An 11,690-nucleotide genomic window follows, 5' to 3' on the forward strand; every position below is an offset into this window, starting at 1 on the left:
CCACGAGGGATGGGGCCTCAGGATGAACAAGCACATCTTGATCGTCGGCGGTGGATACGTCGGCCTGTACACAGCGCTCCGGCTGCAGCGCAAGCTCCACCGGGAGCTGCGCGCCGGCGAAGTCCGCATCACGATCATCGACCCCCAGTCCTACATGACCTACCAGCCCTTCTTGCCTGAGGCGGCGGCGGGTAACCTCTCGCCTCGCCACGTGGTGGCTCCGCTCCGGCGGATCCTCTCCAAGGTGCGCATCCTCAACGGAACGGTCACCAAGATCGACCACTCGGCGCGCACCGTCACGTTCCAGCCCGCCGAGGGGTCGGCACGCCAGGTGGCCTACGACGTGATCGTGATGGCCGCCGGGTCGATCTCCCGTACGCTGCCCATTCCCGGGCTCACCGACATCGGCATCGGCTTCAAGACCGTCGGGGAGGCCATCGCGCTGCGCAACCGCGTGCTGCACCTGCTCGACGTGGCCGAGTCGACCGACGACCCGGAGGTGCGGCGCAGGGCGCTGACGTTCGTGGTGGTGGGGGCCGGGTTCGCGGGCGTGGAGGCGCTCGCCGAGCTGGAGGACATGGCCAAGCACTCCACCCGCTACTACCGCAACATCACGTCGTCGGACGTCCGCTGGGTGCTCGTGGAGGCCACGAACCGGGTGCTGCCCGAGGTCGGCCCCGAGATGGGCAGGTGGACGCTGGAGCAACTGCGCGAGCGCGGCATCGAGGTCAAGCTGGAGACGCGCCTGAACTCCTGCGAGGGCGGGCACGTGATGCTGTCGGACGGCTCGGAGTTCGACGCGGAGACGCTCGTGTGGACCGCGGGGGTCAAGCCCAGCCCCGTGGTCAACGACAGCGACCTGCCGCTCGACGAGCGCGGCCGGATCAAGGCCACCGCCATGCTGTCCGTGGTCGGCACCCCTGGGGCCTTCGCGGCGGGCGACGCCGCCGGAGTGCCGGATGTGACGAACCCCGGGCAGTATTGCGCGCCGAACGCCCAGCACGCGGTCCGTCAGGCAAAGGTGCTGGCCGACAACGTCGTCCGGTACCTGCGCGGACAGGAACTGGCCGAATACCGCCACAAGTATGTCGGATCGGTGGCCGGTCTCGGCCTGCACCAAGGCGTCGCCAATGTCTATGGCCTCAAGCTTCGCGGATTCCCTGCGTGGTTCATGCACCGGACCTACCATCTGTCGCGGGTGCCGACGCTGAACCGCAAGGTCCGTGTCGTCGTCGATTGGACGCTGGCCCTGTTCTTCAAGAGGGAGACGATCTCACTGGGTGAGATGGAGCACCCGCGCGAGGGCTTCAGGGCCGCGGTGGCGACGACTCGCCGCTAGCCCAGGTACGGCAGCGCCCCGGCGGTCCTCCGCCGGGGCTCTTTCGGCGCCCCTGGTCGCAAGCGGAAGGGGTACCACGGGTGGGTCTTACAGCGGTGACCGTGCTCGGCGTCGACCGGCCTGGCGTCATCGCCGCAGTAACCGGTTCGCTCGCCGACTGCGGGGCGAACATCCAGGATTCGACCATGACGTTGCTCGGCGGCCACGTCGCGATGATGTTGCTCGTCTCCGGCGAGCTGGACTCCGGCGAGCTGATGAAACGCCTCGGCGCGCCCGACCTGGTGGTCAGCGCCTCGGCCATCGAGGCCCGCCGCCACTTCTGCGACGACGGCGGCGGCCTGGGCTACGTCCTGACCGTGCACGGCCCCGACCGGCCGGGCATCATCTCGGGCATCAGCGCGGTCCTGGCGGAGGACGGCGGGAACATCACCGGCATGAGCACCAGGCTCAGCGGACGCCTCTACGTGCTGATCGCCGACGTGGAGCTGCCGAAGGACGTGGACGTGGCGGCGCTCATGCGCCGGCTGGCGGCCGTCGGCGCGAGCCTGGCCTCGGACATCACCTTCCGGCCCGTCGAACCGGATCTGCTGTGACCCGGCCCACCGGTGCGCCCGCCGGAGGGGTGGCGCGGGCGGTGCTCGGGGCCCCGCACCCCCTCCTGTCCGCCGTGGCCGAACCGGTGGAGCCGACCGCCCCCGAAGTCGTGGCCGCGGCGGCGGACCTGCTTGCCACGTTGCGCCGCACGCCCGCCACGAGCGGGCTGGCGGCCCCCCAGATCGGCCTGAGCTGGCGCCTGATCGCCTTTGACGCCGGGAGCCACCGTAGGAGCCGGTCGTGGGCCGGAGAGCTCGTGGTGGCCAATCCACGGCTCGCCGGCGCGGCCGCCTGGGAGGACGGGCGCGAGGGGTGCGCGTCCGTGCCGGGGCTCACGGCCGACGTACGCCGTGCGGGCCGTATCACCGTACATGGTCATTTGCCAGGCACCGGCGAGGCGGTCACGATCGAAGCCGATGCCTTCGAAGCACGCTGCATTCAGCACCAACTGGACCATCTGGACGGTCTACTCTTCTTGGACAGAGTCCCCGGAGCGCTATCACTTCACCGCAGACTTCACACTTGTGGCGCCTGATGCGAAGTTGTGCTCCTCGGAAGCATGGTCCGTTTCGTATGATTGCGGCGCCCCCGTAGCCCAATGGCAGAGGCAAACCCCTTAAAAGGGTTGACGTGCGGGTTCGAATCCCGCCGGGGGCACTTGCCATCTTCATTGTCTTTAGGTCGCTGACCTGGAGGTTTACCGCAAGCTCGGGACAGGGCCACCCGGTCGATATCGAGTTGTTACGAATTTGTTCTGTCACCGTGCGATCACGCCTGGTGGAGGGCCGGTGGCGGACCGGCTGAGGGCGTCGCCGGCCACCCGAGTAAGCTCTACCGGGCAGCGTCCGGACAGAACCTGGTGTTCGCCCGCTCGAAAACCTTTCGTGCCCCTGTCGATATTGACAAGCCGATGGTTCTCTGCTTTCTCCGCGCTTTGCGGGAGTTTCTTTCCGTGAATGGATGACTACGCTTTACAACCGGTCTTTTCGCGATGGGTAATGGCGATAGTCGCCTTCGTGCCGGAAGGTGCACGTCGGGGAGCGGGCCGGGGCGACGGGCGGGCGCGCGGGGGCCGGCCGGGCGGTGGGGAAGCAAGATTCTTCCCTTCGCGGATGACCAAGGGAACTCGCCGGTGGGCATGTTCGTTGGGAACGGAGCCGAGGTCCCGAATGAGCATCGGTCAGAGCGTCAGATGACCATGGTGCCGCCGCGCCCCGTAGGCTCGGCGTCACAGGAGGCAGCGATGGAGAGCAAGAACCCCGTATTCAGCAGGTCGCGGCAGCAGGCCGCGACGGGCTGGGCCGGTCCCAACCCGTCCCCGGACCAGTTGCAGAACATGTACGACGCCCCGTCGTACGCACCCCCGTCCCGGCCGGCGTTCCGGACCATGACGCTCGACGACGTCGTGGTGCGAGGGTTCCTCACCCTCGGGACGCTCGTCGTGGCCGCCGCCGCGGCCTGGATCCTCGACGTGCCGTCGATGGTCGCCATCGGCGCGGCCGTCGTCGCGCTGATCCTCGGCCTGATCGCCTCGTTCACGATGAGCACCAACCCGGCGCTCATCCTGGCGTACGCGGTGTTCCAGGGTGTCTTCCTGGGCAAGATCAGCTCGGTCTTCGAGGGGATGATCAGCGGCATCGTGCTCCAGGCGGTGCTGGGCACGGCATTCGCGTTCGGCGCGGTGCTGACCGTCTACGCCCTGCGCATCGTCCGCGTCACGCCCAAGCTGGTGAAGTTCACCGTGGCCGCCGCGATCGCGGCGCTCGGCCTGGTGCTGGTCAACATGCTCGTCGGCCTGTTCAACGACGGCGGCCTCGGTCTGCGCACCGACAGCCCGCTCGGGTGGATCTTCAGCGTCGCCATGATCCTGCTCGGCTGCTTCTTCCTGCTCCTCGACTTCGACTCGATCGAGCAAGGCGTCAAGCAGGGCGCGCCGGAGAAGTTCGCCTGGCAGTGCGCCTTCGGGCTGACGCTGAGCCTGGTGTGGATCTACCTCGAGGTGCTGCGGTTCGTCAGCTATTTCAGCAGTAGCGACTGACCGTTCAGCGTCGCGTAACCCCCGAGGGCCTCGCCGTTCAGGCGGGGCCCTCTCGCTGTGCGACCGAAAATCTACCCGCCGTCACGAAATGATGCCTGGCCGAGGGGTTGCCATTCGCACGTCCGTGTTGCAGTGTCAAGCAAAGGACCCCAATTCGCGGAGGTGCCCATGTCCTTGAACCACTCACCGGAGACGCAGACGAAGCTCATCGCAAGAGTCCCGACGATCACGGGACGCGAACTCCCAGAGTGGTTTCAAGCCATCGACAACGGCCCGGCTTTCCTGAGGTGCGCCGAGCGGGCCAACTGGCTCGCCGACGAGCACGGGCTGACCCACGGCTACGCCGCCGCCATCGTGCACGAGCACGAGCGGCACCGCCGTAACCGCATGGGCTTCATCTAGGCCCAACCCGTCCCCCGCGCCCGTGCCCCAAGCGCGGGCGCGTCATCATGGGGGCATGGATCTCGACAAGGCTCTCGGCTTTCTCCGCGAAAACCACCACGCCGTCCTGCTGACCCGCCACGGCGACGGGCGTCCGCAGATGTCACCGGTCACGGCAGGGGTGCAGGGCGGGCACGTGGTGATCAGCACCAGGGAGACGGCGGTCAAGGTGCGCAACGTCCGCCGCGATCCGCAGGTGTCCCTGTGCGTCTTCACCGACCGGTTCTTCGGCGAGTGGATCCAGGTGGACGGCACCGCCGAGATCGTCCCTCTGCCCGAGGCCATGGAGGGGCTGGTCACGTACTACCGGGACATCTCGGGCGAGCACCCCGACTGGGACGACTACCGCGCCGCCATGATCCGCGAGCGGCGCGTCATCATGCGCATCACGCCCGCCCACGCGGGCCCTGACCGCCACGGCTGAGCCGCCCCACCCCCAGTGCGGGGCAAGGGCGGAACCAGCCTCAGGGGTCAGCTCAGGCGCTCGAGGACCATGGCCATGCCCTGCCCCCCGCCGACGCACATGGTCTCCAGGCCGATGCTCTTGTCGTGGTGCTGGAGGCTGTTGATCAGGGTCGAGGTGATCCGGGCGCCCGTCATCCCGAACGGGTGCCCGACCGCGATGGCCCCGCCGTTGACGTTGAGCCGGTCGAGGTCGATGCCCAGCTCCCGGTACGACGGGATCACCTGGGCCGCGAACGCCTCGTTGATCTCCACCAGGTCGATGTCGTCGATCGCCATCCCGGCCCTGGCCAGCGCCTGCCTGGACGCCTCCACCGGCCCCAGCCCCATGATCTCGGGGGACAGGCCGGAGACCCCGGTGGACACGATCCTGGCCAGCGGCGTGATGCCCAGCTCGGCGGCCTTGACGTCGCTCATCACGACGACCGCCGCCGCCCCGTCGTTCAGCGGGCAGCAGTTGCCCGCCGTGACGGTGCCGTCGGGGCGGAAGACGGGGGCCAGCGTGGCGACCTTCTCGTACGTCGTGCCGGCCCTGGGCCCGTCGTCCTTGGAGACCACGCTCCCGTCGGGAAGGGTGGCCGGCGTGATGTCCTTCTGCCAGAACCCGTCGGCCAGCGCCTTCTCGGCCAGGTTCTGTGACCGCACGCCGAACTCGTCCTGCTCCTGGCGGGAGACGCCCTTGAGCTGGGCCAGGTTCTCGGCCGTCTGGCCCATGGCGATGTAGATGTCGGGGACCTCGCCGTCTTCGCGCGGGTCGTGCCAGACGTGCCCGCCCTCGGCGAACTCCTTCGTGCGGTCCCGGGCGCCGAGGAAGAGCGGGTTGTGCGTGTCGGGCAGCGAGTCGGAGTTGCCCTTGGCGAAGCGGGAGACGGTCTCGACACCGGCCGAGACGAAGACGTCGCCCTCTCCCGCCTTGATCGCGTGGAAGGCCATCCGGGTGGTCTGCAGCGAGGAGGAGCAGTAGCGGGTCACGGTGGTGCCGGGCACGTTGTCGAGCCCCAGCATCACCGCCACCACGCGGGCCATGTTGAAGCCCTGCTCGCCGCCGGGCAGGCCGCAGCCCAGCATGATGTCCTCGATGGAGGTGGGGTCGAGCTGGGGCACCTTGGCCAGCGCCGCCCGGATCATCTGGACGGTCAGGTCGTCGGGCCGGATCTCCTTGAGCGAACCCTTGAAGGCTCGTCCGATCGGGGAACGCGCGGTTGCGACGATGACTGCCTCGGGCATGGCCCCTCCTTGGTCAGCACTGGTAATAGAACTATATTCCAGTCTTCGGCATAGGGCCCGCCGACCCCTCCTTTATCCGTACATACCCGGCACGGTCGTCGTGTGGTCGTTCACCGCGTGGACGGCGCCCTTCTCGTCGCGCCACAGCCGCCAGCCCTCCTGGCTGCCGGTGAACCACGGCGGCGGGGGCGTGGCGGGGGAGACGCGCTTGCCGGTGCCGAGGTCGTACTCGCAGACGGCGGCCGTGGAGTAGAAGCCCGGCGCCTGTCCGCGCAGCGGCAGCGGCTTGGGGTCGGTCACGCAGAACGACCAGCCGCGCTCTCCCTCCGTCGGGGCGACCTTGCCGGAGACCAGGTCGAAGGCCGACCCCTTGCCGTTGTGCTGGAGGAAGCCCAGTTTGTCCATGCGGCCGGGGAAGGCCAGCCACCACCCGGAGCCCGGCACGTCGGCGGCGGCGATCTGGCCGACCACCCGGCCGCTGGTGGAGTCGAGCCGGGCGAAGCCGCCGTAGGCGCCCTGGCGGTCGACCGGGCGTACGACGGGGGCGTAGCCGGGGTTGCCGCTCGGATAGACGCGTACGACCGAGGGGCGCATCCAGTTGATCGTCCCGTCGGCGATCCCGATCGAGAACAGCCCGAACGTCGAGAGCTTCTTGGTCTGCGGATTCGTGTAGGGGGCGACGTAGCCGACCAGGTCGTCGCCCGAGGCGCCGAACGCCCAGCCGCCCGACATGTCGATCCCGGGGCCGAGGGCCTGCTCGATCGGCTGCTGCCACTGGAGCTTGCCGGACTTCAGCTCGTACGACTCCACCATGGGGTTGGCGGCCAGCCTGAGCAGCAGCACCCTGCTCCGGTCGGACCACTCCACCTCGGCGATGCCGGGCAGCTTCCACAGTTGCCTGCCGGTCGCCGGGTCGAGCACCACCATGCGCGCCTTGGTCAGGGCGGTGTGCTCGGACAGGCACACGTACGGGCCGCAGCGCTGCGGGCCGAACGTCGAGTGCACGGGCCTGGTCCACTTCTGCGCCCCGGAGCGGGCGTCGCGGGCGATGAGCGTGGCGTTCCAGCGGCCCTTCTTGCCCGGGTCGATCGCGACGACCACGCCCTTCCCGTCGGACGTCTCCACGACCGCGGGGGTGGAGACGCCCATTCCCGGCAGGCGGCCGGCCATCGTGGCCGGGTAGGCCCACAGCCGTTTGCCGTCGCGCAGGCCGAGGGCCGCGGTCTCCAGCGACCCGTCGGGCTTCATGGAGGTCAGAGCGACCACCCCGCCGCCGACGGCCGTCCGGCTGACGGCGTTGACCTGGGTGTTGTGCCAGGTCGGGAAGTCTGTGGTGGTCGCCGCGTCGCTGCCGGAGCAGGCGGTGGCGGCGAGAGTCCCGGCGAGGGCGAGGGACGGTTTCCAGAGGGGCCGGAGCACGGGCAAACCACTCCAAAGGGGACGTAGAGTGGCGGCTCCAACCCGGAGGGTGACCGGCCGAGGGTGCGCAGGAGGTCAGGTGTCTTCGACCGGCTCGCCGAGCCGCCGGCGGAACAACGAGGCCCACTTGCCGTACAGGCCCGTCGCCCGCCCGTCGACCCGGGTCGCGGTGACCTCGGTGCCGGGCTCCTCCGCGGCCGTAGCCGCCGCGAGGTAGATCGGTTGCAGTGCTTCGCCACGCGCGGGGCGCGGCTCAGGCCACAGCCCCAACGCAGCGCACACTGACGGTAGCACCGCGTAAGCGGCCTGTGCGTAACCTCGGTCAGATGGATGGAAACGATCCGGTCCGAACATTTCTGTCGGATTTGTAGCGAACTCCGGGCCCAGGACGTCGGCGAACGCCACCGTACGCCCGCCCGCGTCCACCACCGCCACCGTCTGCGCCGCGGCGAGCTGGCGGCTCCAGCGCTGCGTCACCCAGCGCAGCGGCTGCGCGATGGGCCGTACCGTGCCGAGGTCGGGACACGTTCCCACGATCACCTCGGCCCCCGCCTCCCGAAGCCGCCGCACGGCCTTGGCCAGATGGCGTACGGCGGTCGCGGGCGGCGTCTGGGTGATGATGTCGTTGGCCCCCACGAAGATCACCGCCACGTCGGGGCGTATGGCGAGGGCCACGTCCACCTGCTCGGCCAGGTCGGCCGACGGTGCGCCCGACTTGCCCGCCACCACCAGACGCACAGGACGCTCGGCGACCGCGGCCAGGCCGTTGGCGAGCAGCACTGCGGGAGTCTTCGCGGGGTCGGCCATGCCCAGGCCGACCGAGGTCGAGTCGCCGAGCATGGCCAGGTTGAGCGGCTCGCCCTCGGAGTCGCCGTACAGGCCGTCGGCGTGCGGCCCGTCCAGGCCGTGCGGGGTCCCGATGGCCCTGCGCGCGAGCAGGCCCTCGGCGATCAGCAGGCCGTAGGCCGTGGCCCCGAGCGCCGTCAGCCCGCCCCCTCCCAGCGCCGCCGCTGTGGCGATCCTGCGTGCCGCGCGCGCCATGCCAGGTGCCCAGACCACGTACGTGCCCTCCCCAGTCGAACTCGGCGGTAGCGTTTGCTTGAAAAGTAGCCGGGGCCGGCCACCCCCTTCGGACCTCGGCCATCGACAAGCTCATCAAGCTTCGACAAAGAAGGTGAACACCTCGGTGCGCGTTTACGATTCCCTGGTCGACCTGATGGGGAACACCCCGCTGGTCCGGCTGCACAAGGTCACCGCGGGCGTGCCCGCGCAGGTGCTCGCCAAAGTCGAGTACTTCAACCCGGGGGGCTCGGTCAAGGACCGCATCGCGGTACGCATGATCGATGCGGCGGAGAAGTCCGGCGAGCTGCGCCCGGGCGGCGTGATCGTCGAGCCGACCTCCGGCAACACCGGCGTCGGGCTGGCCATCGTGGCCCAGCAGCGGGGCTACCGGTGCCTGTTCGTGGTGCCGGACAAGGTGGCCCAGGACAAGATCTCGGTGCTGCGGGCCTACGGAGCCGAGGTCGTGGTCTGCCCGACCGCCGTCTCGCCCGAGCATCCCGACTCCTACTACTCGGTCTCCGACCGGCTGGCCCGCGAGGTGCCCAACGCCTGGAAGCCCGACCAGTACTCCAACGTCAACAACCCCGACTCCCACTACCACTCGACCGGCCCCGAGGTGTGGGAGCAGACCGAGGGCAGGGTCACGCACTTCGTGGCGGGCATCGGCACCGGCGGCACGATCAGCGGCACCGGGCGCTACCTCAAGGAGGTCTCCGGCGGCCGGGTGAAGATCATCGGGGCTGACCCGGAGGGGTCGGTCTACTCCGGCGGGTCCGGGCGGCCGTACCTGGTGGAGGGGGTCGGCGAGGACATCTGGCCGGCCACGTACGACACGCGGATCTGCGACGAGATCATCGCGGTGTCCGACAAGGACTCCTTCACCATGACCCGCAGGCTCGCCCGTGAGGAGGGGCTGCTGGTCGGCGGCTCGTGCGGCATGGCCGTGGTGGCGGCGCTGCGCGTGGCGGCCACGGCGGGGCCCGACGACGTGGTGGTCGTCCTGCTGCCCGACGGGGGCCGCGGCTACCTGTCGAAGATCTTCAACGACGACTGGATGGCCGACTACGGCTTCCTGACCACGTCCTCCGACGAGGGGCTGGTCGGTGACGTGCTGGCGCGCAAGGGGCCGGGGCTGCCGGAGTTCGTCCACGCGCACCCGCACGAGTCGGTCGGCACGGCCATCGCGACCATGCGCGAATACTCGGTGTCGCAGCTCCCCGTGATGAAGGAGGAGCCGCCGGTCATGGCGGCCGAGGTCGTCGGCTCCATCGTCGAGCGCGATCTTCTCGAAGCCCTCTACCACGGCAGGCTCTCCTCCGACGACCCGATCTCCGAGCACATGTCGGCGCCGCTGCCCACGATCGGCAGCGGTGAGCCCGTGGCGCGGGCGGTGGAGGCGCTGGAGAAGGCGGATGCGGCGGTGGTGCTGGAGGACGGCAAGCCCGCGGGGCTGATCACCCGGCAGGACCTGCTCGCCTTCCTGGCCAACCACTGAGCGGTCGCTTCCGCCTGTCCGGAGGGACGTCCGCCGGAGCGCCGAGGAGGGCCGGGACCGGGTCCTCCTCCTCGCCTCACCCTGAGGGACCGCCTCAGGGGAGGGGGAACTCGGCGACCACCTCCCAGGCCCCGTCGGGTGCCGGGCCCGCGTAGAGCCTGCCGCCCAGCGCCTCCACCCGCTCGGCCATCCCGACCAGCCCGAACCCGCCGCCCAGCCGGGACACCCGCGGGTCGGCGCCGGAGCCGAAGTTGCGGACCCGCAGCGCCGCGACCTGCTCGTGGCGCCGCAGGTCCGCCTCCACCCAGGCCGAGCGGGCCGCGTGCTTGCGAATGTTCGTCAGCGCCTCCTGGAGCACCCGGTGCAGGGTGGTCATGACCTCCGGCGGCAGCGTGCGGTCGTCGAGCCCCTGGCCGATCTCGAACGCCACCTTCGGCCCCTCGGCCGAGAACCGGTCGGCCAGCATCCGCAGGTCGGCCAGCGTGACTCCGGGCCTGCGGTCGGCGCCGTCCTCGGTGCGCAGCACGGTGACCATGCGCCGCATCGACGTCAGGGCCTCCGAGCCCGCCGTCGCGATCGCGTCCAGGGCCGGGGCCACCGCCTCCGGTTTGGTCTCGGCGACCGTACGCGCCGCCTGGGCCTGGACCACGATGCCCGTGATGTAGTGGGCGACCAGGTCGTGGAGCTCTCTGGCGAGTTCGAGGCGTTCCGCCCGACGTACGGAATGGACCGCCTCGGTGCGGCGCTCCTGCTGGAAGCGCAGGTAGCCGCCGATGCCGACGGCCATCGACCACCCCGCGAACAGCAGGAACGCGTAGCCCAGGCCCGCGTTCTGGAACTCGCGCGCGCTGGCCTCGAACATGAAGACGGCCAGCGTCACGCAGGCCAGCACCGCGGCCCGGCGCACCGGCTCGACGTGCCGCAGCACCCCGATGAGCAGGACGAGCAGCGCGCCCGTCTCCACCAGACCGGGCGCGCCGTCGACCCCGGTGCTCGTGAACAGCGTCGACACGCCGAACGACAGGGCCAGCACGATGCTGAACCCCTCCAGCCGGTATCTGCGCCGCAGCAGCACGGCCGTGAAGCCGCACGCGCCGCAGATCGGCACGAGCCACTGCAGACCGCCGACGGTGGCGGCGAGAACGAGGTCGAGCGGCATCAGCAGGGCCAGCCAGCCGAGCATGGCGATCTCGCTGAGCCTGCGGATCCAGTAAACGACGCGTTTTCGTTCCCCCACGGCCCCGAGCCTAAGCCGGAAGTCGGACATGCCGTATCGACCGTTCGGCCGAGGACGCCGGCCGGAGACCAGCCCTTCAGCGGAGGCGCCTGACGGGGTCCGTCACGGACCATGGGAGATGTCGGAAGGGGACGAAGAAATGGTTGCCATCGGGTTCGCACTACTGGGCGCGGGACTGGTCGTCGCGGCGCTGCTCGCGCTGGCCGACCCCGTGCTGCTCTCGCGGATCAACGGGGAGCGGGCGGAGGGCGGCAGCGGCCGGTTCATCGAGGCGGACGTCGTACGGCTCACGCCCCGGCCGGGCGAGGACCGCCACCAGCCCAAGGCGGCCTGACGACCCGGGCTCGCGCGGGCATGGTACGCGAGCCCTCACACG

At 70.1% G+C, this 11,690-nt stretch carries 12 protein-coding genes and 1 tRNA gene; 9 read left to right on the top strand and 4 right to left on the bottom strand.

Annotated elements, in window-relative coordinates; translation table 11 throughout:
• Nucleotides 1-22 precede the first annotated feature (22 nt).
• The 7 genes from ABD844_RS21675 (at nucleotide 23) to ABD844_RS21700 (ending at nucleotide 4,836) form a co-directional block, all read left to right on the top strand.
• Nucleotides 23-1,339: an NAD(P)/FAD-dependent oxidoreductase gene (locus ABD844_RS21675; RefSeq protein ID WP_344880638.1), complete on the top strand. Its 1,317-nt coding sequence runs from the start codon at nucleotides 23-25 to the stop codon at nucleotides 1,337-1,339.
• Between the two features lie 80 nt (nucleotides 1,340-1,419).
• Nucleotides 1,420-1,932: a glycine cleavage system transcriptional repressor gene (locus ABD844_RS21680; RefSeq protein ID WP_344880641.1), complete on the top strand. Its 513-nt coding sequence runs from the start codon at nucleotides 1,420-1,422 to the stop codon at nucleotides 1,930-1,932.
• A 41-nt stretch (nucleotides 1,933-1,973) separates the two neighbouring features.
• The gene (locus ABD844_RS53225; protein ID WP_425568628.1) at nucleotides 1,974-2,468 is read left to right on the top strand and encodes a peptide deformylase; all 495 of its coding nucleotides are present in this window, start codon (nucleotides 1,974-1,976) and stop codon (nucleotides 2,466-2,468) included.
• Nucleotides 2,469-2,517: 49 nt separating this feature from the next.
• Nucleotides 2,518-2,590 (top strand) — tRNA-Leu (locus ABD844_RS21685).
• A 586-nt stretch (nucleotides 2,591-3,176) separates the two neighbouring features.
• Nucleotides 3,177-3,971: a Bax inhibitor-1/YccA family protein gene (locus ABD844_RS21690; protein WP_344880644.1), complete on the top strand. Its 795-nt coding sequence runs from the start codon at nucleotides 3,177-3,179 to the stop codon at nucleotides 3,969-3,971.
• Nucleotides 3,972-4,139: 168 nt separating this feature from the next.
• A complete protein-coding gene (locus ABD844_RS21695; protein WP_020545182.1) occupies nucleotides 4,140-4,373 on the top strand; it encodes a DUF4287 domain-containing protein in 234 nt (77 codons plus the stop codon).
• Nucleotides 4,374-4,428: 55 nt separating this feature from the next.
• Entirely contained in the window at nucleotides 4,429-4,836 is a 408-nt protein-coding gene (locus ABD844_RS21700; protein WP_344880650.1) for a PPOX class F420-dependent oxidoreductase, read from the top strand.
• Nucleotides 4,837-4,883: 47 nt separating this feature from the next.
• Here the strand turns inward: ABD844_RS21700 and ABD844_RS21705 are convergent, their stop codons facing one another.
• From ABD844_RS21705 to ABD844_RS21715, 3 genes are all read right to left on the bottom strand, one after another.
• Complete coding sequence (locus ABD844_RS21705; protein ID WP_344880653.1) at nucleotides 4,884-6,101, bottom strand: acetyl-CoA C-acetyltransferase; 1,218 nt, start codon at nucleotides 6,099-6,101, stop codon at nucleotides 4,884-4,886.
• Nucleotides 6,102-6,173: 72 nt separating this feature from the next.
• Entirely contained in the window at nucleotides 6,174-7,520 is a 1,347-nt protein-coding gene (locus ABD844_RS21710; RefSeq protein ID WP_344880656.1) for an outer membrane protein assembly factor BamB family protein, read from the bottom strand.
• Nucleotides 7,521-7,595: 75 nt separating this feature from the next.
• Entirely contained in the window at nucleotides 7,596-8,579 is a 984-nt protein-coding gene (locus tag ABD844_RS21715) for an SGNH/GDSL hydrolase family protein (RefSeq protein WP_344880659.1), read from the bottom strand.
• Nucleotides 8,580-8,706: 127 nt separating this feature from the next.
• Between ABD844_RS21715 and ABD844_RS21720 the strand changes: the two genes are divergently transcribed.
• Complete coding sequence (locus ABD844_RS21720; protein ID WP_344880662.1) at nucleotides 8,707-10,077, top strand: cystathionine beta-synthase; 1,371 nt, start codon at nucleotides 8,707-8,709, stop codon at nucleotides 10,075-10,077.
• 94 nt (nucleotides 10,078-10,171) lie between these two features.
• On the opposite strand, the gene ABD844_RS21725 is transcribed toward ABD844_RS21720, so the two are convergent.
• Nucleotides 10,172-11,314: a sensor histidine kinase gene (locus tag ABD844_RS21725; RefSeq protein WP_344880665.1), complete on the bottom strand. Its 1,143-nt coding sequence runs from the start codon at nucleotides 11,312-11,314 to the stop codon at nucleotides 10,172-10,174.
• A 139-nt stretch (nucleotides 11,315-11,453) separates the two neighbouring features.
• Between ABD844_RS21725 and ABD844_RS21730 the strand changes: the two genes are divergently transcribed.
• On the top strand, nucleotides 11,454-11,648 hold the full coding sequence (locus ABD844_RS21730; RefSeq protein ID WP_344880668.1) for a hypothetical protein: 195 nt from the start codon (nucleotides 11,454-11,456) through the stop codon (nucleotides 11,646-11,648).
• Nucleotides 11,649-11,690: the final 42 nt, after the last annotated feature.

The organism is Nonomuraea antimicrobica (genome assembly GCF_039536965.1).
Taxonomy (GTDB): domain Bacteria; phylum Actinomycetota; class Actinomycetes; order Streptosporangiales; family Streptosporangiaceae; genus Nonomuraea; species Nonomuraea antimicrobica.